Annotated in this window: 26 protein-coding genes and 1 pseudogene; 25 read left to right on the top strand and 2 right to left on the bottom strand. The window is 46.9% G+C overall.

The window, feature by feature from the left end; genetic code table 11:
- Positions 1-32: 32 nt before the first annotated feature.
- The 14 genes from MH117_RS11520 (at position 33) to MH117_RS11455 (ending at position 12,375) form a co-directional block, all read left to right on the top strand.
- Positions 33-1,283, top strand: coding sequence for a serine hydroxymethyltransferase (locus MH117_RS11520; RefSeq protein WP_239328849.1), 1,251 nt, complete (start codon positions 33-35; stop codon positions 1,281-1,283).
- Positions 1,284-1,526: 243 nt separating this feature from the next.
- Entirely contained in the window at positions 1,527-2,648 is a 1,122-nt protein-coding gene (locus tag MH117_RS11515) for a glycine-rich domain-containing protein (protein ID WP_239328848.1), read from the top strand.
- Positions 2,649-2,911: 263 nt separating this feature from the next.
- Entirely contained in the window at positions 2,912-3,541 is a 630-nt protein-coding gene (upp, locus tag MH117_RS11510) for a uracil phosphoribosyltransferase (RefSeq protein ID WP_239328847.1), read from the top strand.
- A gap of 81 nt (positions 3,542-3,622) precedes the next feature.
- Positions 3,623-4,783, top strand: coding sequence for a non-hydrolyzing UDP-N-acetylglucosamine 2-epimerase (gene wecB, locus MH117_RS11505; RefSeq protein WP_239328846.1), 1,161 nt, complete (start codon positions 3,623-3,625; stop codon positions 4,781-4,783).
- 176 nt (positions 4,784-4,959) lie between these two features.
- Positions 4,960-5,202 carry an AtpZ/AtpI family protein gene (locus MH117_RS11500; RefSeq protein ID WP_239328845.1) on the top strand — a complete coding sequence of 81 codons (243 nt, stop codon included), beginning with the start codon at positions 4,960-4,962 and terminating at the stop codon, positions 5,200-5,202.
- Complete coding sequence (locus MH117_RS11495) at positions 5,195-5,569, top strand: ATP synthase subunit I (RefSeq protein ID WP_239328844.1); 375 nt, start codon at positions 5,195-5,197, stop codon at positions 5,567-5,569. The genes MH117_RS11500 and MH117_RS11495 overlap by 8 nt, the downstream gene beginning before the upstream one ends.
- Before the next feature lie 28 nt (positions 5,570-5,597).
- Positions 5,598-6,389 (top strand): F0F1 ATP synthase subunit A, encoded by a 792-nt coding sequence (atpB, locus tag MH117_RS11490; protein WP_239328843.1) that lies wholly within the window; start codon positions 5,598-5,600, stop codon positions 6,387-6,389.
- A gap of 92 nt (positions 6,390-6,481) precedes the next feature.
- Positions 6,482-6,706, top strand: coding sequence for a F0F1 ATP synthase subunit C (atpE, locus tag MH117_RS11485; RefSeq protein WP_028543908.1), 225 nt, complete (start codon positions 6,482-6,484; stop codon positions 6,704-6,706).
- Between the two features lie 134 nt (positions 6,707-6,840).
- Positions 6,841-7,326: a F0F1 ATP synthase subunit B gene (gene atpF / locus MH117_RS11480; protein ID WP_239328842.1), complete on the top strand. Its 486-nt coding sequence runs from the start codon at positions 6,841-6,843 to the stop codon at positions 7,324-7,326.
- The gene (locus MH117_RS11475; protein ID WP_239328841.1) at positions 7,326-7,874 is read left to right on the top strand and encodes a F0F1 ATP synthase subunit delta; all 549 of its coding nucleotides are present in this window, start codon (positions 7,326-7,328) and stop codon (positions 7,872-7,874) included. Before atpF ends, MH117_RS11475 begins: the two co-directional genes overlap by 1 nt.
- 35 nt (positions 7,875-7,909) lie before the next feature.
- Entirely contained in the window at positions 7,910-9,424 is a 1,515-nt protein-coding gene (gene atpA / locus MH117_RS11470; RefSeq protein ID WP_239328840.1) for a F0F1 ATP synthase subunit alpha, read from the top strand.
- Positions 9,425-9,535: 111 nt separating this feature from the next.
- Positions 9,536-10,408, top strand: coding sequence for an ATP synthase F1 subunit gamma (gene atpG / locus MH117_RS11465; protein WP_239328839.1), 873 nt, complete (start codon positions 9,536-9,538; stop codon positions 10,406-10,408).
- Between the two features lie 80 nt (positions 10,409-10,488).
- Entirely contained in the window at positions 10,489-11,895 is a 1,407-nt protein-coding gene (atpD, locus tag MH117_RS11460) for a F0F1 ATP synthase subunit beta (protein WP_028543913.1), read from the top strand.
- Between the two features lie 66 nt (positions 11,896-11,961).
- On the top strand, positions 11,962-12,375 hold the full coding sequence (locus tag MH117_RS11455; RefSeq protein WP_028543914.1) for a F0F1 ATP synthase subunit epsilon: 414 nt from the start codon (positions 11,962-11,964) through the stop codon (positions 12,373-12,375).
- Positions 12,376-12,487: 112 nt separating this feature from the next.
- Here the strand turns inward: MH117_RS11455 and MH117_RS11450 are convergent, their stop codons facing one another.
- Positions 12,488-13,822: an FAD-dependent oxidoreductase gene (locus MH117_RS11450; protein WP_239328838.1), complete on the bottom strand. Its 1,335-nt coding sequence runs from the start codon at positions 13,820-13,822 to the stop codon at positions 12,488-12,490.
- 313 nt (positions 13,823-14,135) lie between these two features.
- Positions 14,136-14,789 (bottom strand): SDR family NAD(P)-dependent oxidoreductase, encoded by a 654-nt coding sequence (locus MH117_RS11445; protein ID WP_239328837.1) that lies wholly within the window; start codon positions 14,787-14,789, stop codon positions 14,136-14,138.
- Positions 14,790-15,374: 585 nt separating this feature from the next.
- Here MH117_RS11445 and MH117_RS11440 point away from each other — a divergent pair.
- The 11 genes and pseudogenes from MH117_RS11440 to MH117_RS11390 all read left to right on the top strand — a co-directional run bounded on the left by MH117_RS11440 (position 15,375) and on the right by MH117_RS11390 (position 25,901).
- Positions 15,375-15,743 carry an NADH-quinone oxidoreductase subunit A gene (locus tag MH117_RS11440; RefSeq protein WP_239328836.1) on the top strand — a complete coding sequence of 123 codons (369 nt, stop codon included), beginning with the start codon at positions 15,375-15,377 and terminating at the stop codon, positions 15,741-15,743.
- The gene (locus MH117_RS11435; RefSeq protein ID WP_028543918.1) at positions 15,728-16,246 is read left to right on the top strand and encodes a NuoB/complex I 20 kDa subunit family protein; all 519 of its coding nucleotides are present in this window, start codon (positions 15,728-15,730) and stop codon (positions 16,244-16,246) included. Before MH117_RS11440 ends, MH117_RS11435 begins: the two co-directional genes overlap by 16 nt.
- Complete coding sequence (locus MH117_RS11430) at positions 16,243-17,262, top strand: NADH-quinone oxidoreductase subunit C (protein WP_239328835.1); 1,020 nt, start codon at positions 16,243-16,245, stop codon at positions 17,260-17,262. The genes MH117_RS11435 and MH117_RS11430 overlap by 4 nt, the downstream gene beginning before the upstream one ends.
- Positions 17,263-17,267: 5 nt before the next feature.
- Positions 17,268-18,368, top strand: a complete 1,101-nt coding sequence (locus MH117_RS11425; RefSeq protein WP_239328834.1) for an NADH-quinone oxidoreductase subunit D — start codon at positions 17,268-17,270, stop codon at positions 18,366-18,368.
- Positions 18,368-19,378 carry an NADH-quinone oxidoreductase subunit NuoH gene (gene nuoH, locus MH117_RS11420; RefSeq protein ID WP_239328833.1) on the top strand — a complete coding sequence of 337 codons (1,011 nt, stop codon included), beginning with the start codon at positions 18,368-18,370 and terminating at the stop codon, positions 19,376-19,378. Before MH117_RS11425 ends, nuoH begins: the two co-directional genes overlap by 1 nt.
- Before the next feature lie 16 nt (positions 19,379-19,394).
- The gene (nuoI, locus tag MH117_RS11415) at positions 19,395-19,847 is read left to right on the top strand and encodes an NADH-quinone oxidoreductase subunit NuoI (RefSeq protein ID WP_239328832.1); all 453 of its coding nucleotides are present in this window, start codon (positions 19,395-19,397) and stop codon (positions 19,845-19,847) included.
- Positions 19,840-20,352, top strand: a pseudogene (locus MH117_RS11410) (NADH-quinone oxidoreductase subunit J); the annotation flags it as partial. The gene nuoI and the pseudogene MH117_RS11410, both read left to right, overlap by 8 nt.
- Before the next feature lie 119 nt (positions 20,353-20,471).
- Positions 20,472-20,783, top strand: a complete 312-nt coding sequence (nuoK, locus tag MH117_RS11405) for an NADH-quinone oxidoreductase subunit NuoK (RefSeq protein WP_239328831.1) — start codon at positions 20,472-20,474, stop codon at positions 20,781-20,783.
- A gap of 21 nt (positions 20,784-20,804) precedes the next feature.
- Complete coding sequence (gene nuoL, locus MH117_RS11400; protein ID WP_239328830.1) at positions 20,805-22,706, top strand: NADH-quinone oxidoreductase subunit L; 1,902 nt, start codon at positions 20,805-20,807, stop codon at positions 22,704-22,706.
- Entirely contained in the window at positions 22,706-24,316 is a 1,611-nt protein-coding gene (locus MH117_RS11395; protein ID WP_239328829.1) for a complex I subunit 4 family protein, read from the top strand. Before nuoL ends, MH117_RS11395 begins: the two co-directional genes overlap by 1 nt.
- Before the next feature lie 4 nt (positions 24,317-24,320).
- The gene (locus tag MH117_RS11390) at positions 24,321-25,901 is read left to right on the top strand and encodes an NADH-quinone oxidoreductase subunit N (protein ID WP_239328828.1); all 1,581 of its coding nucleotides are present in this window, start codon (positions 24,321-24,323) and stop codon (positions 25,899-25,901) included.
- Positions 25,902-26,095: the final 194 nt, after the last annotated feature.

The following is a 26,095-nucleotide window of genomic DNA, read 5'->3' as shown; positions in this document are numbered from 1 at the left end:
AAGGTAAATTATACTTGGGAGGGTTTGAACTTATGGTTGAACAATTGAGACAGCAAGATCCAGCCGTATTGGAAGCTATGAATTTGGAGCTTCAACGTCAACGCCACAACATTGAGCTTATCGCATCCGAGAATATTGTTAGTGAAGCAGTAATTGAAGCGATGGGTACGGTATTGACTAACAAATACGCAGAGGGTTATCCGGGCCGCCGTTATTACGGTGGATGTGAGCATGTAGATATCGTAGAAGATATCGCACGTGATCGCGCAAAAGAGCTGTTTGGTGCTGAACATGTAAACGTCCAGCCGCATTCCGGTGCTCAAGCCAACATGGCTGTATATCTGGCTGCACTTCAACCGGGTGATACGGTTCTTGGTATGAACCTGGCGCATGGCGGTCATCTCACGCACGGCAGTCCCGTTAATGCGTCCGGCTTGCTGTACAACTTCGTAGCCTATGGTGTTAACGAAGAAACATTCCGTATCGACTATGATGATGTTCGCAAAGCCGCGTTCAAACACCGCCCTAAGATGATAGTAGCAGGAGCCAGTGCATATCCGCGTGTAATCGATTTTGAGAAGCTTGCTGCTATCGCTAATGATGTAGGTGCCTTGTTTATGGTAGACATGGCTCACATTGCAGGTCTTGTAGCTGCTGGTTTACATCCAAGTCCAGTACCTCATGCACACTTTGTAACGACGACGACACATAAGACGCTTCGTGGACCACGTGGAGGTATGATCTTGTGTCGTAAGGCATGGGCACAGGCAATTGACAAAGCGGTATTCCCTGGTACGCAAGGTGGCCCGCTGATGCATGTGATTGCATCCAAAGCAGTAGCACTTGGTGAAGCACTTCAGCCTTCATTTAAGACTTATGCGGAGCAAGTGGTTAAGAATGCACAAGTGTTGGCTGAATCCCTCGTGGCCCAAGGACTGAACCTTGTGTCAGGCGGAACGGACAATCACTTGATGCTTATTGATACGCGCAACATTAACATTACAGGTAAAGATGCCGAAAAAGTGCTGGATTCGGTAGGTATCACTGTGAATAAAAATGCAATTCCATTTGATCCTACAAGTCCATTTGTAACGAGTGGCATTCGAATTGGTACACCTGCGGCTACTTCACGCGGTATGGATGAGCCCGCGATGACGAAGATTGGCGAAATTATTGCTCTGACGCTTAAAAATCCGACCGATGAGGCTATATTAAGCGAAGCTCGTGGAATGGTGCGAGCCTTGACGGATCAATATCCTTTGTATCCCGAGCTGAAGTATTAATTGATTGTATACCATCAAGGGCTGACCCAATCGCCATACACATGGCAGTGGGTCAGCCCGTTTTACTATGGGTTTATGTACTTCCCTCTAGTAGTTTAGTTTGTGACGGAACAAAGGAACTATTTTTCAATTGACAGCGTATGGATTAAAAGATAATGTAGCCGCTAAAGGTTGTGCACCAGAAAGAGCTCCGTTAATATGCAAGCCAATAGAATTGGATCTAAACTCGCGGGGGGATTAGAAATGGGATATGTGGCTTTAGTTCTAGTCGTGGGGGCTGTATTAGGTATTATCCTCTTAGGAGGAAAAGGTGCCAGTAAATACAGGAATGATAGATCCAGACGTCCAGGTAGTGCACGCTCAGCAAGATCACGCACTCGAAATAATGTATTTACGGGTCGCGCACCGGAACATCTGGGCAGCAGCGTGGATGACCCAGTCTACCCATTAGTGCTTCGGTATGAGCGGAGCTGGTACTCTACATATGAGGAGAGGTTAAAACTAAGAGTACTAGCTGACAATACGAATATAACAGACGAGGAATACGGTTGGCGAAAGCTAGAATTAGATCGTTATTTTATTCTCTGCGCTGTGCTCAAGGAAGCCCCGATGTTTAGTCGTAAAATAGATGAAATGTGGCATGAGATGCTTATGTTCACCTCTGATTATGACCAATGGTCAGCACGGTATATCGGTGTTAAGATACACCACCAGCCGGCGCCAGAAACTACGCCGACTCCTGGTCTGCGGGCATGGTTTGATTGGGTTTATAGTCAATTGTTTGGGCCTACGCCTTATACACGGATGCTATGGGGTGCATTTTTCCGTCATCCGCTTGAGCCGGAACTTTTGGAGCAGTTGGCCGAGGATTCGGAAGATGAACTGTTGGATCACGTATTCCGCCGAGATACTGCTGAACGATACCCAGAAGTTTTAAGTGCGATTCGATTCTTAATACAGCGAGCAAAGGATCAAGTGACACAAGCCAAGAGCACGACAAAGGTACCTGATATGGATCAGATCAGGATACGCTCAGGTTCAGACTCTTTATATGGAGATAGAAGTGAGGCGGAGTGTCCCGCGAATGCGAGTTATGATCATTTATGGTACAGCTCTTCACTTTTAATGGTGGTAGGATCTTATATGACTTTTGACCACTATGAAGAGGTGGCAGCTGCGATAGAGCATAACGAGCGTATGGATCGTTCAATTATTACGGAGGATGTGTCAGAAAGCGATAAGCGGCATAATTCGAATTGTTCAAGTTCTGGGTGCAGCAGTGATTATAGCAGCTCTGATTGCAGTTCTTCTGACGGTGGAGGCAGTTCTTCCTCATGCGGCGCAGGATGTGGTTCTTCGGACTAATAGTTCCAGCGGGCTAGCATTTTTAGCGTTCCCAATAGTTCTTTTGTACGCAAATGTATAAGCAGTCTCAGGTTTGCTTACAAATATATGGTACGGATGAAGGGGACATAAGTGTTGACGAAGTGTGAACAACATGAGGTGTAGCTTGCTTAAAGAGAAGCGATCATGTGCAGTTCCTGCCGATGAATGTTATAATAGAGCCTGTTTGTACGAATCAAATCGTCAGTCATCAATGAGAGTAAATAGCGGAGGGACATAATTGTATGGGCAAATTAGTCATTTGCGATCATCCTTTAATTCAGCACAAAGTAACCTTAATTCGTGACAAGCGCACGAATACGAAAGATTTTCGTGAACTTGTGGACGAAGTGGCAACACTCATGGCGTACGAAATTACACGTGAGCTCAAGCTGGATACCATCACTGTAGAGACGCCTGTAGCTACAACAGAATGTAAAGTCATATCTGGACGGATGCTCGGGCTTATTCCGATTCTCCGTGCTGGTCTAGGTATGGTAGAAGGTGTAGTTAAGCTGATTCCAGGTGCCAAAATCGGGCATGTCGGTTTGTTCCGTGACCCGGAAACGTTAATGCCAGTAGAGTATTATACAAAGCTGCCTACGGACGTTCAAGAGCGTCAACTTATCGTCATTGATCCTATGCTGGCCACAGGGGGTTCAGCAATTGCAGCCATTGATGTACTTAAGAAACGCCAATGTACTCAAATCAAACTAATGTGTCTGATCGCAGCGCCTGAAGGGGTAAAGGCGGTACAAGAAGCACATCCAGATGTTGATATTTACTTGGCTGCACTGGACGAGCGCCTAGATGACCACGGTTACATAGTACCAGGTCTCGGAGATGCTGGAGATCGATTGTTCGGTACGAAATAATAACTAGAGTATGCCTAGCCTGGCTGCCGTACTTACGGCAGCCAGGCTGGCATAGACTACCATTTGATGGAGGATTTACACATGCGTAAAGTAAAAGTGATGACGATTTTTGGCGTCCGACCAGAGGCAATTAAGATGGCTCCGCTCATTTTGGAGCTGCAAAAGCACCCGGATCAGATCGAATCGGTGGTATGTGTGACTGCTCAACATCGCCAAATGTTGGATCAGGTATTGGAAGTGTTTGACATCAAACCTGATTATGATTTGGACATTATGCAGCAACGTCAATCGTTAAATGATATTACGATACGAGTGTTGCAAGGCTTGCAACCTGTACTTGAAGAGGCGAAGCCGGATATCGTACTGGTGCACGGAGACACGCTTACAACGTTTCTGGCGAGCTATGCCGCGTTTATGCAGCAGATTCAAGTGGGGCATGTAGAAGCTGGCTTGCGTACATGGAACAAGCAATCGCCTTTCCCAGAAGAAATGAATCGCCAGCTTACAGGTGTTATCGCTGATTTACATTTTTCACCTACCGAATGGTCGGCGAACAACTTAAGACAAGAAAACAAAAAAGATTCATCGATATATGTCACAGGCAACACTGTAACGGATGTGTTTCAATATACAGTACGTTCCGATTATCAACATGAAGTGTTAGACTGGGCTCAAGGGAAACGCCTGATTCTCATGACGGCGCATCGTCGTGAATCTCAAGGCGAGCCTCACCGGAATATCTTCCGTGCTGTTCGCCGCATAGCGGACGAGTTCGAAGATGTAGCGATTGTGTATCCGGTGCATCCAAGCCCAGCTGTACGCGAACCGGCCCACGAGATGCTAGGGAACCATCCCCGCATTAAGCTGATTGAACCGCTTGATGTAGTGGATTTGCATAACTTCTACCCGCATACTCATCTCATATTGACCGATTCAGGCGGACTTCAAGAGGAAGCACCGTCTTTTGGCATACCTGTGCTCGTGCTTCGTGAAACTACCGAACGACCGGAAGGCATCGAGGCTGGAACGTTAGAATTGGTAGGTACTGATGAAGCTCAAGTGTATGAGCGTTCAAAGGCGCTGCTGCAGGATGAAACAACGTATGCTCGTATGAGCAAAGCAGCTAATCCTTATGGCGACGGCAAAGCATCGGAACGTATTGTCAGTGCGATTCTTCATAGTTTTGGCTTGAAAACGGAACGTCCAGATTCATTTCACACAACGTTCACAAATGAGTCTTAAAAGACCTTCTAGCCTTGATATTACACAGCATACAGTGACACTGTACGGTTTGTGTGAAGTCAGACAATAGCGGATTCGTGAAAGATTGACTTCCATCACCAAAATCTAACAAATTATTGAATTGACAATTTTGTGAGGGTTTCTTACAATGAATTGGGATTAAAAGGGTGATGGACATGGTTAGACCGTCAAAACCGCGAGGTAAAGGGACTCCTTGGTCAGCAGTCGGCTTAGTCAGTGCGATTGGTGTCGATATTTCGTTATGCACGGTTGGAGGCTATTATCTTGGCTCTTGGTTGAAAGATCAGCTAGGAGGATCTGATTTATGGGTGGCATCAGGTGTGCTGCTCGGGGTACTAGCAGGTATTCTGAGTATCATCATACTTATTAATAAGGTTATGGGGGAAGCGGATGGATGAAATTACAACCCACCTGAAAGTATTGTTAAGAGTGACGTTGTTGTTTTTAGCCGCTTGCTTCATGGTTTGGGCGTTCGTCCCGTCTTTCCGCAGCATATCGCTTGGTCTTATTCTGGGATCAAGTGCTAGCTATATAAATGCTTCCTTACTATCAATGAAGATGCGTAAGTTTTCAGAATTGATGGAAGGTGGTACAGTGAAGAGAATGAGTTTGGGCTTTGCTTCTCGTGCTGCAATGGCGGTATTGGTAGTCATTATTGCTTTACGAGTGCCAGGCATTAATCTTTATTCAGCGGTAGCGGGTTTGTTTTTAGCGCAGTTTGCTTTGTTATTTATAGGGGCGGCTGTCTCGCGTAGACAAAAGTGACGTTTCATCTGAGAAAGGGGTGAGAAACATGCATGAATCACCAATTATTAATTTGGGCGGATTTCATCTCGACCTTTCTGTAGTTTTAATGCTTCTCGTAAGTTCCCTGATTGTATTCGTTCTCGCTATTGTGGCGACACGTAATCTATCAGTTGAGAACCCGGGGAAACTGCAGAACTTTATGGAATGGGTCGTTGAGTTCGTTCAGGGGCTGATCTCCAGTACAATGGATTGGAAGAAAGGCAAAGCGTTTGTGTCACTTGGTATGACCTTGATCTTATTCATTTTCGTCAGCAACTTGCTAGGGCTGCCCTTCTCGGTGGTTACCGAACATCATCACGCAGACGCGAAAGTGTTTGGACAGGTTATTGAAGCGACAAGCACTGCGCACTTCAACCAATTAGCAGCAGAAGGCAAAGAAGCGCACGCAGAACTTCTCTGGTGGAAATCGCCAACAGCTGATGCATCTGTAACGATGGGACTGGCAATTGTTATCTTTATCCTTTGCCACTACCTTGGGTTGGTGAAGAATACTAAAGGATACTTCAAGCACTATGTGCAGCCTTATGTTGTCTTCCTACCGATCAACTTGATCGAGACTCTAGCTAAGCCTTTAACACATGGTATGCGTCTATACGCCAACATCTATGCAGGTGAAGTATTGATAACCGTACTTCTTGGCGCAGGAGCCTGGGGTATTCCAGGGTTGGTAGCATGGCAAGGCTTCAGTATATTCATTGGAGCAATCCAAGCGTTTGTCTTTACGATTCTGACGATGGTATATATCGGCCAGATGATCGAGACACACGACGAACATTAACTATCAATTATGCTTACGTGTATTAGATAACCGTATAGCTGATTGCATAATCATACAAAATTTCAGTATTTAATTTTAAGGAGGATATATCAATGGGAGCTATGGCGTTATTAGCAGCTGGTATTGCAGTAGGTTTGGGTGCACTCGGTGCAGGTATTGGTAACGGTTTGATCGTTAGTAAGACAGTAGAAGGTATCGCTCGTCAGCCTGAAGCGAAATCCACACTTCAAACAACGATGTTTATCGGGGTAGGTCTGGTAGAGGTTCTTCCGATTATCGGTGTCGTAATGGCATTCTTGTTCTTCGGAAAAGCTTAATAATTACAGGTATGGACATTGGCGGGGAAGGCTACGGCCATCCGCGCCTTCCTTTTACATTGAGTATGACACGTAACGTGATGATTTTATAAGTCGGACCCAAGTTTACACGCTTCAGAAAGGAGTGACTTGATTTGAGCATTCTTTGGGAAAATATTGTGATCTCGATGGTCGCATTCCTTATCCTATTTCTTTTGCTATCCAAGTATGCTTTTGGACCTTTGTTCAGCGTCATGGAAAAACGACGTGAGCTGGTGAAGCAGCAACTGGATGAAGCTGCGAACAGCCGCACTCAAGCGCAGGCATTCGTAGACGAGCAGAAACAAGCTTTGGCTACTGCACGCAAAGACGCTTACGACATTATTGACCAAGCAAAACAAACCAGTGTTCGTCAAGCTGACGATATTATCGCCCAAGCTAAAAACGAAACTATTCGTTTGAAAGAAGAAGCAGCACGCGATATCGTAAGCGAGAAGAACAAAGCGGTTGAAGCGCTTCGCAATGAAGTTAGCAGCATGTCTGTAGCAATCGCTTCCAAGATCTTGGAGAAACAAGTGGATGAGAAAGACCAATCCGAATTGGTTGACCAATACCTGAAAGAGGTAGGGGGCAAACAATAATGAGCCAAGATACAGTAGTTGCTAAACGTTATGCGAAGGCTCTGTTTCAATTGGCTTTGGAGCATCAATCCGTTTCTGAGACGGAGCAACAGCTTAAATATGTCGTGCAGGCCATTGAGTCCAGTCATGAGCTGGAGTTGCTGCTTACGACACCGAACATAGATGTAAAGGGCAAGAAGGAAGTGTTGAACAGCGCATTTCAAGGACATGTGTCCGAGAACGTAGTTAACACAATCCAATTGCTCGTAGAACGCGGACGCATCAATATATTGGGTGATGTGTTAGCAAGTTATGTCCACATTGCCGGTGAGGCTCTCGGCACTGCAGACGCAATTGTTACTTCAGCAGTTGCGCTTAGCGAAGCGGAGCAGCAGGATGTAGCGGCATCTTTTGGTCGCAAAGTGAACAGAACGATTCGTGTACACAATGTGGTTGACCCGTCGATTATCGGCGGTATACAGGTTCGTATTGGCGATCGTTTGTTTGATGGGAGCTTGTCAGGCAAGCTTGAACGTATGGAGAAGTCTTTAAAGTCCGATGCACGGTAACATATACAGTACGGTATAGAATGGGGTGAAGCGAATTGAGCATTAGACCTGATGAAATCAGCACGCTGATTAAAAGTCAAATCGAGAAATACAAATCCGAAATCGAAGTGGCGGAAGTCGGTACAGTCATTCAAGTAGGTGACGGTATTGCTCGCGTTCACGGTTTAGAGCAATGTATGCAGGGCGAATTGCTTGAATTCTCTAACGGCGTTATGGGTATGGCGCTGAACTTGGAAGAGAATAACGTAGGTATCGTTATTCTTGGACCATACAAAGATATTCGCGAAGGTGACCAAGTTAAAAGAACAGGACGCATCATGGAAGTTCCTGTCGGCGAAGCATTGCTTGGTCGCGTCGTAAGTCCATTGGGCCATCCGCTTGACGGTAAAGGTCCAATTGAGACTACAGAATTCCGTCCGATTGAAGCTAACGCACCAGGCGTTATCGACCGTAAATCGGTTCACGAGCCAATGCAAACAGGGATCAAAGCGATTGACGCGATGGTGCCAATCGGCCGTGGACAACGTGAATTGATTATCGGTGACCGTCAAACGGGTAAAACGGCAATTGCAATTGACACGATCCTGAACCAAAAGGGCAACGGTGTGAAGTGTATCTACGTTGCGATTGGTCAGAAACAATCGACAGTTGCACAGGTTGTAGAAACACTGCGTCGCCATGGCGCTTTGGATTATACCATTGTAGTTACTGCTGCGGCATCTGAGCCGTCTCCATTGTTGTTCTTGGCTCCTTATGCAGGATGTGCAATGGGTGAGTACTTCATGTATAAGGGCGAGCACGTTCTCGTCATTTACGATGATTTGACAAAACAAGCGGCAGCATATCGTGAATTGTCCTTGCTGCTCCGTCGTCCTCCGGGCCGCGAAGCCTATCCAGGTGACGTATTCTACCTGCATTCCCGTTTGCTGGAGCGTGCAGCGAAGCTGAGCGACGAGAATGGCGGCGGTTCATTGACTGCCTTGCCATTTATCGAGACACAAGCATCTGACGTATCGGCATACATTCCGACAAACGTAATTTCCATTACAGATGGCCAGATCTTCTTGGAGTCTGACTTGTTCTACTCCGGACAACGTCCAGCGATTAACGTTGGTATCTCCGTATCCCGTGTAGGTGGCTCAGCGCAAATTAAAGCCATGAAAAAAGTTGCAGGTACACTGCGTCTGGACTTGGCTCAATATCGTGAACTTCAAGCGTTCGCACAGTTCGGCTCGGACTTGGATAAGTCCACACTTGCGCGTCTGAACCGCGGTGCGCGTCTGATGGAGATCCTTAAACAGGGTGTTCACCAGCCGCTCCCAGTTGAGAAACAAGTAGTCAGCCTTTATGTAGCTACAAAAGGCCACATCGATGAAATTCCGGTTCAAGACGTAACTCGTTTTGAGCATGAGTTCTTGGATTATGTAGGTTCCAACTACGAGACGATCTTCCAATCCATTCGTGATACGAAGGATCTGTCCAAGGAAACAGAAGATGCATTGGTGGAAGCAGTGACGAAGTTCAAGAAGGGCTTTGCTGTAACGGCTTAATGATGTATAGATAGTGGGCCGGGTGCGCGATAAGCGTCCCGGCGCACAACGTTCAAGAGCGAAGAAGTTTGCTTTGCCTCACGCAAAGCGTACAAGGCAGGTGAAACGTTAATGGCTAAAGGGATGCGCGATATTAAACGCCAGATCAAGAGCATTCAAAGTACGAAGCAAATTACAAAGGCGATGGAGATGGTGGCGGCTGCGAAGCTGCGCCGTGCTGAGGAGCAAGCTCAAGCAGCTCGTCCGTATGCGGATAAGCTCAAAGAGGTTGTTGCCAGCATCGCTTCAGGTACAAAAGGCATTACTCATCCAATGCTCGTCAAGCGTCCAGTGAAGAAAACGGGTTACCTTGTAATCACCTCAGACCGCGGTCTTGCAGGCGGTTATAATGCAAACGTTCTTCGTATGGTCACGCAGACGATTCGCGAACGTCATCGTTCCAATGATGAGTTTGTATTGTTTGTAATCGGACGCAAAGGTCGTGATTATTTCCGTCGTCGGGGATTGCCGATCGTAGCGGAAGTGACAGAAGTACCAGACGCGCCAACATTTGCGGACGTTAAGACGATTGCTTATAAGGCGGTTAAATATTTCGAAGAAGAACAATACGACGAATTGAACTTGTTCTACAACCAATTTGTCAATGCCCTCACGCAAGTGCCAACGGAGAAACGATTGCTTCCGTTGGAAGACGATGGGACTGGCGCTCATACGAACGCGCCAACTGCTGCTTATGAATTCGAGCCGTCTCCTGAAGTGGTATTGGAGCATTTATTGCCTAAATACGCAGAGACGCTTATATTCAGTGCTGTATTGGACGCAAAGGCGAGTGAGTTTGGGGCTAAAATGACGGCAATGGGAAGTGCGACAAAGAATGCATCCGATATGATATCGGGGCTGACTTTGACATACAACCGTGCACGTCAAGCCGCCATTACGCAAGAGATTTCGGAGATCGTAGCTGGGGCTAACGCTCAAGGCTAATTCGGATAAAGTGGATGTTTTCAGTAGGATGAATTGATAAGGCTAAGCAGCTTATCAAGGTCATCAGAGGAGGGAACGAGATGAATAAAGGACGCGTTATTAGCGTTACGGGTCCGGTTGTCGACATTGAGTTCGAACGTGGTCAACTTCCGGAAATTTTAAACGCGGTTAAGGTTGAACAAAAATCGACCACTCCTGGCGCGCCTGACATCAACTTGACGTTGGAAGTATCGGTACATTTGGGCGATAATATCGTTCGTTGTGTAGCGATGTCTTCCACGGATGGTATGGTGCGTGGCATGGAAGCAGTGGACCAAGGCACTCCAATTTCGGTGCCTGTAGGCAGCGCGACATTGGGACGCGTATTTAACGTATTGGGCAACCCTATTGACAATGCGGGTGCGGTAGCCAATGAGCACACGAGCCCAATTCACCGTGAAGCTCCCAAATTCGATGAATTATCGACACAAGCGGAGATTCTGGAAACGGGAATTAAGGTTATCGACTTGCTTGCACCTTACGCAAAAGGCGGTAAAATCGGCTTGTTCGGTGGTGCAGGCGTTGGTAAGACCGTTACGATTCAGGAATTGATCAACAACATCGCACAAGAGCACGGCGGTATCTCCGTATTTGCGGGTGTTGGTGAGCGTACTCGTGAAGGTAACGACTTGTATCATGAGATGAAAGATTCAGGCGTTATTAACAAGACAGCAATGGTGTTCGGTCAGATGAACGAGCCTCCTGGCGCACGTCTTCGCGTAGCCCTAACAGGCCTTACCATGGCGGAATACTTCCGTGATGAAGAAGGCAAAGACGTACTTCTCTTTATCGACAACATCTTCCGCTTTACTCAAGCGGGTTCTGAGGTATCCGCTTTGCTCGGACGTATGCCGTCCGCGGTAGGTTACCAGCCAACATTGGCAACAGAAATGGGTCAATTACAAGAGCGTATTACTTCAACGAAGAAAGGTTCTGTTACGTCGATCCAAGCGATTTATGTTCCTGCGGATGACTATACGGATCCGGCTCCAGCTACAACGTTTGCTCACTTGGATGCAACGACGAACTTGGAGCGTAAGATCTCCGAGATGGGTATCTTCCCAGCGGTAGATCCACTCGCTTCTTCTTCCCGTATCCTTGCGCCAGACATCGTTGGTGAAGAACACTATAACGTAGCACAAGGCGTTAAGCGTTTGCTGCAGCGTTACAAAGAGCTTCAAGATATCATTAATATCTTGGGTATGGACGAGTTGTCTGAAGAAGATAAGTTGACTGTTGCGCGTGCGCGTAAGATTCAACGTTTCTTGTCGCAGCCGTTCCACGTTGCTGAGCCATTCACAGGTCTCTCTGGTAAATATGTTCCTGTTAAAGAAACGGTTCGCAGCTTCAAAGAAATTTTGGAAGGCAAACATGATGATCTTCCAGAAGCAGCCTTCTTGTTCGTTGGTGTTATTGAAGAAGCTGTGGAAAAAGCGAAGACGCTGTAAAGCGGCTTGACGTGATACGGTCTGCTTTATCGATAGGATAAGCAGAACGGAAGGAGGGAACCGCAGTTGAGTACCTTTTTATTAGAAATTGTCACGCCTGAGCGCAAAGTATTTGCGCAAGAGGTTGACATGGTCAGCGTTAAAGGCGTTGAAGGGGATCTCGGCATCTTGGCAGGTCATATTCCGATGGTCACTCCGCTTGATATCGCACCAATGAAGATCAAGTTCGGTGGTCAAGAGCATTGGATCGCTGTTCATGGTGGGTTTGTGGAAGTACGCAAAGACAAAGTGGTTGTCCTTGCGGAAAGTGCAGAATTGCCAGAGAACATTGACGTTGAGCGTGCGAAAGCAGCGAAGGCCCGTGCTGAGCAGCGTATTGCCATGGCAGAACGCAGCAAGCAGGATCATGTTGATTTCCGTCGTGCTGAAGTGTCGCTCCATCGTGCTATAACACGGATTAAAGTATCGGAACGAGGTTAAGAGGTTCCTTAAATAGAAGCAGGCTATCTCGGATATGTTACATGTCCTTGGGATAGCCTGCTTTTGTATATGATAACCGTATTTTATAATATGATGTCGATTGTGACGTAAGTTATGCGTTCCAAGTCTGTAAAGCCACTGCGTTTAAATAATTCCATGGTTTGTTGAAGTGCGGCTGGAAGAAGAAATCCACGACGGCAAGCTCATCTACAGTCATACGATTCTGAATACACACCGACATCGTGTTAATTGCAGCTGTTAGATCAATTGTCGAGCTGAGCTGTGCGCCTAGAATACGTCGTGAGCCTTGTTCAAACACCAGCTTTAACTTTAATGGTTCTGTTGTAGGCATAAACTCTGGACGATAATGATCTTCCAATAGACTCGTTTCCACAATTAGTCCTTGTTGTATGGCAGCATCTTCCGTGAGCCCTGTGGTTGCAATATGGTGCGCATATATTTTAATACCGGATGTACCCTGCGTTCCAAGGGAACGAATTCTAGGAGTCATCAGATTACAGGCAGCTATAGTGCCCATTCGTACAGCATTGGTTGCCAAAGGGATATAAGCGGGCTGTTCAGTCGGATTATATTGAACAGCTGTACAGTCACCTGCTGCAAAGACATGCGGATGGCTGGTACGCATATACTCGTCAACAATAATAGCTCCATTATCGAGCATATCTAATTTGCCGCGCATAAATTCTGTGTTTGGTTTGAATCCGATGCACAGAATAACCAGATCAGCAGAGTATTCTCCTTTGTCTGTAACTACGCTGCTGACAGATCCGTTATTTCCATTGAATCGTTGCACGGTCTCACCAAGGGCTAGTACGACTCCGCGCTCCTGAAATGACTTCTCTACAGGCGTTGTAAATTCCACGTCCAAATACTTGGCCATGATCCGATCTGTCATATCGATTAGCGTAACGTGTTTTCCGTTTTCTTCAAACGCTTCAACAAGCTCAATCCCAATGTAACCAGCACCAATTACAACAATATTGGTCGCGTCTTTTGCTTTTTCGATAATGGTTTGCGAATGATTATAATTTTTACAGAGTAATATATTGTTCAACTCAGCACCTTCAAATCGAGGAACGATCGGCCACGAGCCAGTTGTAATTATTAACTTGTCGAACGAATCTTCTATGACGGCTCCATTATCTAGATTGCGAGCGGTCAATGTACGAGCGTCCAAATCCAGCGCAGTGACATCGTGCTTCATATGGGTGGTCACTCCAAGTTGACGAAGTGCCTCGGGAGAAGAGTAGAATAGTGTATCCGCATCAGGGACGACCCCACCCACATTTAAAGCAATACCACAGGATAGAAACGATATATTATCATTTCGTTCATAGACCGTGATAACAGCATCGGGATAACGTTTAGCAGCTTGTACGATAGCAGCTGTTCCAGCATGTGTACATCCAATAACGGCAATTTTCATCTTAATAACCTCCTAAGGGTAAGTACATTTGGTGTAGGTAAAAGAATTTAATATAGTGAAAGTGAATACATTCACTATCTGTGTCATAAAGGAAAGCAATCTATGTGATGTATATCACAATGTGTGCTTGATCCTTATTATAATCATTGTGAAAATAATTGCAAGTGGTAAATAAAAATTTTAAATAAAACTATTTTATGTACTATCGTTTATTTGCTTGTGACCGCTCAAAGATGGATGTTATGTTCAACAGCAGCTGCAACATCAAAAAAACCGGAGGAGCTGCTGCTCCATCCGGTCCTTTGCTGCTTGTCTAGGGTGTAATTATTACTTCGGCTTCAGTCTTCTTCTGATGCATACAGTAGAAAGCCTCGCCAATCATATCAGGGCTGAAGGCGGTACCTGGTTGTACAAATCCGCTAATCGTAAGTGTACCCGCATAAAGGCCGTAGTTCTTCAGCTCATCATGTAAGCTTAAAGCAAGATTACGAATACTGGACTTACCTACGCCGAGTGAAGCAAGTGTAGCTGTCGGGTGAATGGCTTGTCCACCGCCAGTGAATAGAATGGAGCCTGTGCCGCGTGTACGCATGCCTGAGAGCACGCATTGAGCAGCTGTAAGCGCGCCTATAACATTTACTTGCAGATCAGCCAACATGTCGCTAGGAGCGACTTCAGAAGGATAGCCTGGCGTGTGGGCTGATGCGTTGTATATGAGCACGTCAGGTACCCCATACTGCTGCTCCAACTGGTGTAACGCATTGCGTAGAGAGGTTTCGTCTCCAGCATAAGCAACAGTTCCTTGGGCAGTCACGTTTTGTTCAATTAGTGCTTGTTTCATATCTTGGAGTAGTGATTCCTCGCGTGTAATCAGAATCGGCAAATAGCCGCGTTTGCCAAAAGTCTTGGCGATGCCTAGTCCGATACCGCAGCCTGCGCCGACGATCCAAATCATCGGTTGTTTCATGGTATGTCATCCCCTTATCGTCATAGATCCGATGTAATTTTATTTTAAACGAAAGAAAGGCAAGGTTTCAAAGGTAAAGTTAACAATGAAAAAAGAGAATAAGTGGAGCTTTTTAAATAACTATTTTGAAATACTTGACACCGTTATTAATTTCACGTTATACTGATCTCAGTTAATATTGATAATCATTCTCATACCTGAGTGGAGAGTTGTTATCACATTGGCTACGTTCTCGCAGACGTTCTTCTTGGTGAATGACGTATTGCAGTAGGTTGGTTGTAAGGTAGTTAGTTTCCTCATCCTCCATGTTTTTTGCCGCGGTCGGTTCCGCGGCTCTTTTTTTTGTCTTATATAAGTTTTTCTAATATACATGTCACACAATGTTCATAAATGAGTTGTCTCAAGGTGGGCTTGTGATCATACCTATTAAAGGAAAACATTGTATTTAAAAATTGTCGAAAACGTATAAATAACATAGCTTTTGCGTAGACGATATTGGCAGGTTTTGTTATAATTGTGTCGGGTTTATTACGAGTTAACTGCTGTACAGTCAAATATGATCGCTGCACGACGGAGGGGGATGTCATGGATTACATCAACAATTACGTCATCGTGGCCATTTTTGTCGCACTTGGCATTTTGTTGCCTGTAATTGCGCTCGCAGTAGGGCGACTGCTTAGGCCGCACAAGCCGACAGAAATGAAGAAGACCACTTATGAAAGCGGTAACGAACCAGTGGGTGTGGGACAAGTACGGTTTAATATCCGATATTACTTGTTTGCGCTCATGTTTGTCATTTTTGATGTCGAAACCGTTTTCTTGTATCCGTGGGCAGTTGCGTATAAGCAACTGGGCTTGTTTGCTTTAGTAGAGATGCTTATATTTGTCGGTTTGTTGCTTGTTGGTCTCATCTACGCCTGGAAAAAGAAGGTGCTCAAATGGAATTCGCTTTAGAATCAATTACACCCGAAGAACAACGGGAGCTAGAACGTAACGTATTCTTCGGCACGCTGGAGCAGTTAAAGGCATGGGCACGCAGCAATTCGCTGTGGCCGCTTACGTTTGGCCTAGCGTGCTGCGCGATTGAGATGATGGGAACTGGGGCATCGCATTACGACTTGGACCGATTTGGGGTCATATTTCGCACCTCACCTCGACAATCCGACTGCATGATTGTCGCAGGAACGGTAACCAAGAAGATGGCCCCGCTGCTGCGGCGTTTGTATGACCAGATGCCTGAGCCTAAATGGGTTATCGCAATGGGGTCCTGTGCAACAGCCGGCGGCCCGTATGTAAAGTCTTACGCTGTAGTTAAGGGAGTGGATCAGGTAGTGCCAGTAGATGTGTATATACCTGGCTGTCCGCCGAATCCTGCAGCACTGATCTATGGCATTAATAAACTGCAAGAGAAGATCCGCTATGAGGCTAAGACTGGGAAGCGGGTGTCTAACCGATGAGTGAGGATAACCAACCAACGAATAGAGAGAAACCATTACTTCAGCCCGAGCAAGAGCCGAAGGAGACTGTTCATGCAGTGGAGGCAAAACTGGAAGCTGCTACTGACAGTACGGCTAGGGACATGAATAACGCGGGCGAGAGCGCAGCGAGTGAACTTATGGAAGTGAAGCAAAGCGAGACGCAGGAAGTCGGGGTGGAGCCGACTGAAGGCAAGCGTAACGTGCCAGCAGAGGGCAGGGGCGATGCGCCAGCGGAAGTCGCGCAGGAAAAAGCTGCGGAGGCAGGAACGCAGCCAGCAGAGCGCAGGGACGATGCGCCAGTGGAAGCGGCGGCAGACAAGCCGACTCGCCAGCCGCTGACGGAGGAAGAGAAGCTTGCACGTGTTAAGGCAGCAACAGAAGCGAAAGCAGCTCGGGCCACGGCCGCCGCAGGCGGCACAGAGGGCGAAGGCGCAGCAGAGCCTGCTGCAGCGACGCGGCCTGCGCGTGCGCCACGAGCGCCGAAGGCAGAAGAGCCAGAACAGCCAAAGGTGCCTTCTCCAAAGCAGCCACTGCTTGATAGACTCGTGGAGCAGCTTCAAGCTGATATCGCCCCAGATGCAGTGGAGGCGTCTACCATCAATGAGACGGACGGCCATATGCCTACCGTCACGATTAAAGAGGAGCACTGGTATAAGACGGCACAATGGCTTAGGCATAATCCGGAATGGTCTTGTGATTATTTACGGAACTTATCAGGCGTCGACCAGGAAAGCTATCTGGCTGTTGTGTACCACCTTATTAGCCTAAAGACCCGAATGGAGGTAGCAGTCCACGTGAAGACAGACCGTGAACAGCCGTCTATCGCCTCCGTAACCCCTATATGGCCTACTGCGGATTGGAACGAGCGCGAAACATATGATTTGTTTGGCATATCGTTTCCAGGACATCCAAACTTAAGGCGTATCATGATGTCGGATGACTGGGTGGGTTATCCGCTTCGCAAAGACTACGAGCAGCTTGATTCGGAGGTGTAATGCCTATGATACGGACAGAAGAACTGCTCTTGAACGTAGGCCCCCAGCATCCCAGCACACATGGCGTATTTCGCATCGTCGTCAAGCTTGACGGCGAAGTCATTACCGAAGCAACTCCAGTAATGGGTTACTTGCACCGCGGTACTGAGAAGCTGGCAGAAAGCTTAAATTATACACAAATCATTCCCTATACAGACCGTATGGATTACGTATCGGCGATGACCAACAATTATGTGCTGGTTCATGCTGTCGAGAAGATGATGAATATCGAAGTACCTGAACGTGCCGAATTCCTTCGTTTAATTGTAATGGAACTTCAACGTGTGGCCAGCCACCTTGTATGGTGGGGAACTTATTTGCTTGATATTGGTGCGATGAGCCCATTCCTGTATGCCTTCAGAGATCGCGAGATAATCATTGATCTCTTTAACGAGATCAGCGGCGCACGCCTGACATACAACTATATGCGTGTGGGCGGTGTTAAGTGGGATGCACCAACCGGCTGGATTGAGAAAGTACGTGACTTTATCCCCTATATGCGCAAACGAATGGATGAATATGACCGCCTCGTCAGCGGCAACGAGATCTTTCTGGCCCGTATTAAAGGTGTTGGCCAATACGATGCAGACACGGCCATCGCCTATGGCTTGAGTGGAGCTAATCTACGTTGTACAGGTGTGGACTGGGATCTGCGAAAAACAGAACCGTACAGCCTCTACGACCGCTTCGAGTTTGATGTTCCGCTCGGACAGAAGGGAGACTGCTACGACAGATACTTGATCCGCTTGCAGGAAGTTCACGAGAGCTTGAGGATCTTGGAGCAAGCTATTGAGCAATTTCCTTCTAGCGGGGACACGATGGGCAAAGTACCACGCGTCATCAGGCCGCCTGCAGGTGAGGTGTATGCACGTATAGAATCACCGCGTGGCGAGATTGGCTGTTACATTATATCTAAAGGGAAAGCGGAGCCCTACCGCTTAAAATTCCGCAGGCCCTCATTTGTAAATCTTCAAATATTACCTAAATTGCTCGTTGGCGAAACGATGACTAACCTGATCACTATATTGGGTGGCGTCGATATTGTCGTCGGGGAGGTGGATTGCTAATGCAAGAGCTGATTCAGCAATCTTTTACGTGGCAGAACGGGTTGGTATTCTTCGGATGGGGAGTTGTATTCCTGTTTGTTGTACTCGGCTTTGTTACGTATGCGATTTATTTTGAACGAAAAGTAATCGGCTGGATGCAGCTGCGACATGGTCCTACACGAGTAGGTCCATTTGGATTGCTGCAGACGGTAGCCGACATCCTCAAGCTTCTACTCAAAGAAGATACAATTCCAAAGAAAGCGGATCGGGCGCTTTTTATACTTGCTCCAGTCATCGTTTATGTGCCGTCTTTTGCTGTGCTTGCAACCATCCCTTATACACAATCTTTAGGTTTTGCTGACTTAAACGTTGGTCTGCTCTATTATGCAGCCTTGTCCAGTATTTCTACTATTGGTGTTGTATTGGGAGGCTGGGCATCCAACAACAAATATTCCTTGCTTGGTGGAATGCGGTCGGCGGCACAAATGATCAGTTATGAGATTCCACTGGTTATGTCCGTGGTTGGCGTTATTATGCTAAATGGAAGTTTAAGCTTGCGAACAATTGTAGAGGGACAAGGGAACAACTTTTGGGAGTGGAACTTCCTTCCTCAGATAATCGGCTTTGTCATTTTTATGATTGCGGCGGTGTCGGAACTGAATCGGACACCATTTGACTTACCGGAAGCAGAGTCAGAGTTAGTTGCAGGATACCACGTGGAGTACAGTGGCTTCCGCTTTGCGTTTTTTATGCTGGCCGAGTATGTATACGTCTTCGCGATCTCGGCGCTAACGACGGTTTTGTTTTTAGGCGGATGGCATCCTCCGCTTGCGGTTCTTGATTTCATCCCAGGCTTGTTATGGTTTGTACTCAAATTCTCCTTCTGCGTGTTCTTCTTGTTCTGGCTGCGTGCGACGCTTCCGCGTATCCGCGTCGATCAACTGATGAGCTTCGGCTGGAAGGTGCTGCTGCCGCTTGCAATACTTAACATTTTCTTGACTGCGGCATATATCGAGATATTTAACAAATAAGCAAGGGGTGAAATCCGTGAAGGGATTGCTTAAAGGTCTTGGTGTCACATTTAAGGCGATGACATCAAAAAAGGTCACTTACGCCTATCCAGACGTTCCTTTGCAAATGCCGGATCGCTTCCGAGGGATCCAGCATTTTGACCCGGATAAATGTATTGTATGTAATGCATGTGCCCGTGTCTGTCCAACCGAATGTATCACATTGACAGGCAAGCCCAATCCGGATCCAGACAAAAAGGGGAAGGTCATCGACACGTATGATATTAACTTTGAGATTTGTATCCTTTGTGATCTATGCACAGAAGTATGTCCAACCGAAGCGATTGTGATGACCAATAATTTTGAGCTTGCAACTTACAGCCGCGACGATCTGTACAAGGATCGGGATTGGCTGAATGGCAATAACAGTCTGATCCGGCAGGACAATATCTCAATGCTGCCAAAAGGAGGGGCAAAGAAGGATGTTTAACTTTTCATTGGAGCTTAATGGCCAGACAGTAGCTTTCTTTGCCTTGGCGGTATGTGTAATAACGGGTGCTGTGTTGATGCTGAACTTTACGAAAGTCGTGCATATGGTCGTATCTCTTGCCTTTTCATTTGTGGGGCTGGCAGGGATTTATGTGCTGCTGGAAGCGGAATTTGTAGCCTTTGTGCAAGTACTCGTCTATGCAGGCGCCATCTCGATTCTGATGATCTTTGGCATTATGATGACTCGGCATGATAAGCAAGACGAAGCGATCATGAAGCCTTGGAAAGAAGCGCTGGCAGCCATCGGCTGTTTGGCGCTGTTCGGCGTGTTGTTCTTCTCTATTAGGGGAACGCAATTTCCGACACCTGTCGATAGACCCCTTTCTGAAGACAATACGTTGGCGCTCGGCAAGCTGCTGTTCACAGAGCATGTCATCCCGTTTGAATTGTTATCTGTATTGTTGACGGTAGCCTTTATTGGTGCAATCGTGCTCGCGAAGAATGACGATCCGACTTCGAGCCCTCAATCGTCTGCACTTGCAGAAGAGGCCTCCTACCCTGCTCCTGAATCATCATCTTCTGGGCTGCAACAGTTACAAGAGCCTCCGAAAGGAGGCGATTCTAAATGAGCACCATGCTGGCTTCCTTTTTAACACTAGCTGCTATCTTGTTTTGTATCGGTCTATACGGCGTGTTGACTAAACGAAGTGCAGTCATTGTCCTGCTTTCGATTGAACTGATGCTAAACGCAGTGAACTTAAACTTAGTCGCATTTTCTAAATACGGAGTCGTTCCGAATCTTAAAGGGCAAGTGTTCTCGCTCTTTAACATCGCGATTGCTGCAGCGGAAGCCGCTGTTGGAGTTGCGATCTTGATCGCGTTGTACCGGAACCGTGGCACTGCCAACGTGGACGAATATGACGACTTACGCAGATAACGGATTAGGAGGATACGAGAAATGGAGACCGTCTTTTCGCAATACGCGTGGGCTATTCCAACTATTCCGCTGCTCGCGTTCCTCGTGTTGACGGCACTTGGGCGACAAGTGAAGGGAGCTGCCTCCCTGATTGGCGTCTTGAGTTCGTTAGCCGCGTTAGTACTGTCCGTCCTGGTTCTGACGGAGCGTTGGTCACCTGATGCAGAAGTGTACTCCCGCAGTATCGATTGGGTTAATTTGGGGGAGGTCACACTTAGAGTTGGCTATGAACTGACCAATTTGAATGTATTGATGCTGTTAGTTGTTACGGTAGTTAGTACATTAGTCAACCTTTATGCTAAAGGGTATATGGCAGGTGACGACAGACAGCACGTATTTTTTGCTTATATTGCATTATTTACAAGCTCAATGCTTGGTCTCGTAGTCTCACCGAACTTGCTTCAATTGTATATGTTCTGGGAGTTGGTAGGGGCGTGTTCTTTCCTCCTAATCGGCTTCTGGTATGAACGCCCCGCAGCACGGGCAGCAGCCAAGAAAGCTTTTATTGTAACGCGCATCGGGGACGTTGGGCTGCTTGTCGCGATTCTGCTGCTCTTCTGGCAGATGCCAAACCATTCGTTAGACTTCAGTGTCATTCAAACAGTCTTTCAAAGTGCAGACTCCCTTGCACAACATGGCATTACCGCCGGTATAGCCACGTGGATCGCTTCGTTAATCTTTATTGGGGCTATGGGGAAATCCGGACAGTTCCCCCTCCATACGTGGCTGCCTGACGCGATGGAAGGGCCAACACCAATTTCAGCGTTGATCCATGCCGCAACGATGGTTGCCGCAGGCGTCTATTTGGTGGCACGTACATTTGCGATTTTCCATGTGTCCCCTACAGCGATGGCTATCGTAGCAAGTGTGGGTGGGTTTACAGCTATATTTGCTGCTACGATTGGGCTTGCGCAGCGGGATATAAAGCGAATTCTGGCCTATTCAACAGTTAGCCAGTTAGGTTATATGATGATGGCGCTGGGACTAGGCGCTGTTACCGCAGGTGTGTTTCATCTGTTTACGCATGCGTTCTTTAAGGCTCTATTGTTCCTTGGAGCGGGCAGCGTGATTCATGCAGTACATACGCAGGATATATTCCAGATGGGTGGACTTGGCCGTAAGATGAAAATAACGACGTGGACATTTGCAATCGGGGCCTTGGCGCTTTCCGGCATTCCACCGTTTTCGGGCTTCTGGTCCAAGGATGCTATTCTGGCAGCGGCATGGGAGCAAGACCATAAGCTGCTGTTTGTGATCGGTGTGCTTGCGGCATTCTTTACCGCGTTTTATATGGCACGGTTGTTCTTTGTAGCCTTTACTGGCAAGCCTGCAGATGAAAAGATACATCGAAAAGCACATGAATCCCCGTGGTTTATGACGATTCCATTGGTCGTTTTAGCTGTGCTGGCTCTTATTGCTGGCTTTGTCTACACGCCATTTAACGGTCAGTTTGGTACCTGGCTGACTGGAGAGCCAACTCAGGATCATGCGAATGTGCTTGTTATGATCATATCGGTTGCGGCAGGTGTCTGCGGTATTTTGCTCGGTTATCTGTTATACCGACCTAGGCAAGCACAACGCAGCGACAGGCTTGAGCAGGCAGCAGCTCCTTTGTTCCGCTTGCTGGAGCGTAAATATTACATCGATGAATTGTATGACTGGCTAATTGTCCGCCCTTTACGTGTTATAGGGAGAGGGTTGGACATGATCGATCGCTTTGTAGTGGACGGAATTGTCCGCTGTATCTCAGCGCTTGTAGATGGATTTGGTAGAACCTCAACGCGAGTTCAAAACGGACAGCTTCAAACCTATGGAATCGTGTCCTTATTTGGTTTCGTAGCGCTGGTCTTGCTGATGCTCGCGCTAGGAAGGGGGTTCTGGTAATGGCAGCTCAGATGAGTTCTATCCCATGGTTGTCTTTGTTGACTTTTTCGCCGCTGCTTGGCGTGCTTGTATTGTTACTCATTCCAAAAGAGCGGGTGCTCGCGATTCGGATAATGGGTATAGTGACGACCTTTATCTCGCTAATCATAGCTGTTGCAATTTATGCGGGTTATGATGCATTAAAACAGGGGAACACACTATTGGAGAAGTTCGACTGGATTTCCATTCCGTTAAATTTGGATGTGGCAAAGGGTATTCAGTCATGGACATTTGACATTCAATACCACCTGGCCTTAGATGGGTTGTCGCTGCCGCTTGTAGTCATGACCACAATCGTGGCTGCGATGTCAGCTTTGGCTTCGGTATCTGTTCGTAAACGTCAGAAAACCTATTATATTTTGTTATTGCTGCTGGAAGTAGGCATGCTTGGCGTCTTTATGGCTCGGGACTTACTTTTATTTTTCGCTTTCTTTGAATGGACGCTTGTTCCGACCTTTTTCTTGATCGGGATATGGGGCTTGGCTAATCGAGAGCGGGCTGCCAACCATTTTCTGCTTTATAACGGACTCGGTTCTGCGTTGATGCTTGTTGCCTTTGCCATTCTGGTTGCAACAGCTGGTTTTGATCAGATTACGGACTCAAGCGGCATAGTAAAGTATGTATATAGCGGTGATCTTCATACGATCGTAAGCCATTTACAATCATCAGAGGCTGCCGCTAACCTTGGTCACAATCCGTTTTTCTTGTCTGAAGGCTGGCGGATTGGCACGTTTGTGCTGCTGTTGATTGCGTTTGGCATTAAGCTGCCTATATTCCCTTTTCATACTTGGATGCTGAAAGTACACGCTGAAGCACCTACTCCTGTTGTTATGCTTCATTCAGGTGTCTTGCTTAAAATGGGGGCTTACGGTCTCATTCAATTCGGTATTGTACTGCTGCCGCATCAGTTGGCAGATTGGGCAACGGTGTTGGCCATCCTTGGCATTATTAATATCTTATATGGTGCAATTTTGGCCTTTGTCCAAACTGAATTTCGACTTGTGTTAGCTTATTCGAGTATTAGCCATATGGGATTTGTGTTATTCGGGATAGCAGCTATGAATGAAATTGGGCTGCAAGGTGCGGTTATGCAAATGGTATCCCATGGATTTATTTCCGCCTTGTTTTTCCTGCTCGTAGGCAGTGTGATTGAACGTACTGGAACTACGCGTCTCGATGAACTTGGAGGGCTCGCCAAGCGGCTTCCCTTTATTAGCGCTCTGCTATTGATTGCAGGCTTAGCTTCTTTGGGACTCCCCGGTCTATCGGGCTTTCCGGCCGAGTTGTTCTCCTTGCTTGGCCTTTACGGTAAGCTGCCTTGGGCTGCAACGCTTGGTGCGTTTGGTGTGATCCTGAGCGCGGTGTATGTATTGCGCGGGGTATTATCCATCACATTCGGGCCAATAGCCGCACATCATCATGAGCTGAAAGACGCGCGTCTGGTCGAGGCAGTTCCGGCTATCGTATTAACAGCTTGCATCGTACTCATCGGTCTTTTCCCGTCCTTGGTGACAGCACCCGTTGAGTATGGTGTCAGCCAAATTATCGATATGTTCAAGGTAGGGGGCTAATCGTATGAATACTATGACAGTTCAACCCTTACAATGGAGTGAGCTTTCTGCCCTGGCACCGGAACTGACGCTTGTTATTGCAGCAGTTCTGATTTCATTGATCGACCTGTTGCTCCCTCGGCGTATCAATCGAGAATGGATAGGGATCTTGTCGCTGGCAAGTGTGCTGTTCTCCCTCTACTTTGTCGTGTCGACCTTGGTAGATCGATATACGCAAGCAGCTGGTGGCAAATCGGTAGGCGCATTGCAATTACTGAATCAGAGCTACCGGGTAGATGATTTTGCTTTGTTTCTAAAGGTCCTTTTTTTGGTGGGCACAGCATTTGTTATTTTGATCAGTATGGGAAGTATGAAGGATGAGGAGCTGCCGCATCGCGGCGAATATTATTATTTGCTTCTTCCTGCTGCGCTCGGCGGCATGATGATGGCATCGTCTGGCGATCTGATTACGTTGTATGTAGGGCTCGAGCTTTTAAGTATTACTTCCTATATTTTAGTGGGGATAAAAAAGAACGACCGTCGGTCTACAGAAGGTGCATTTAAATACGCAGTGCTTGGAAGTGTTGCCTCTGCCTTTATTTTGTACGGCATGTCGTTCTTGTATGGGATGAGCGGCAGCACTAACCTAATTGATATCGCACAGTCTCTAGCAACTCATGTTGCTGCGTTTCAACCGTTAATATACGTTAGCTTCCTGCTGCTTATCGTTGGTCTAGGATTTAAGATTGCAGCTGCTCCATTCCATGCTTGGTCACCTGATGTATATCAGGGCGCACCAACACCAATTACAGCCTTTCTAGCTGTTGTTGCAAAAGGTGCAAGTCTGGCTGTTGTGTTCCGAATTTTATTTAATGTATTTTTCGGACTTGGAGCTGAGACAGACGCAGAAGGCCAGCGTGTATTTTCTATCTACAATGATGTCACTATAATGCTGCTGGCTATTGCTGCTCTATCTATGGTGGTAGGGACGACGATGGCTTTAAGACAAAAAAATGTGAAGCGACTATTGGCGTTATCAGGAATTACAAATGCGGGTTACCTGCTTGTTCCGATCGGTTTAAACATCCTTGGAAATACGATAAACGCCTCGGTATTTAATGCATTTTGGTATTACCTTGCAGCTTATCTATTCACAACGATAGGTGCATTTGCTGTACTAATGGTTGTCAGCCGTGTAGTCGGGCATGAGGAGTTAAAAGGCTTTGCCGGATTGTATCATCGTTCACCGTGGTTAGCCGTCGCTATGACCGTTTTTGTCCTGTCACTGGCAGGGATTCCAGTTACAGCTGGATTCTTCGGAAAGCTCTATATTATTGTCGGGGCGGTCGCTGCTCATTCGATATGGATTACGATCGTGATGATGCTGACTAGCGTAATCTCGTTTTACTTTTACTTCGGTTTTATTCGCCAAATGTATATGAGGCATGGTCAGGAAGAGAAAATAACTGTCCGTGCTCCTCAAGGATCAGTTATTGTCATCTGCGTGCTTTGCGTCCTAGGCTTTGGATTATTTCCGAATGAGGTAATGGGATGGCTGAACATGCTGTTCTCTATTCCAGGCGATGTGTTTACTTTAACACCATAACACCATGATTTCGAACTGCTCTAGCTGCAGCTACTTAAGGCACCATGCTTATCTATGGGCTGCAGGCTGTAGACCAAGATGGTTGTGCCTGAATGAGAAATCAGCTGATAAGGCTGATGTGCGGGCGGTTAGGATTCAAGTGTACCCAATAACAGGTATTCGCTAGATCAGGGGCATCTTGATGGGGGAGTATG

The sequence above is a fragment of the Paenibacillus sp. ACRRX genome (assembly GCF_022346885.1).
GTDB lineage: Bacteria > Bacillota > Bacilli > Paenibacillales > Paenibacillaceae > Paenibacillus_B.
This window is presented reverse-complemented; position numbering and strand designations above follow the sequence as displayed.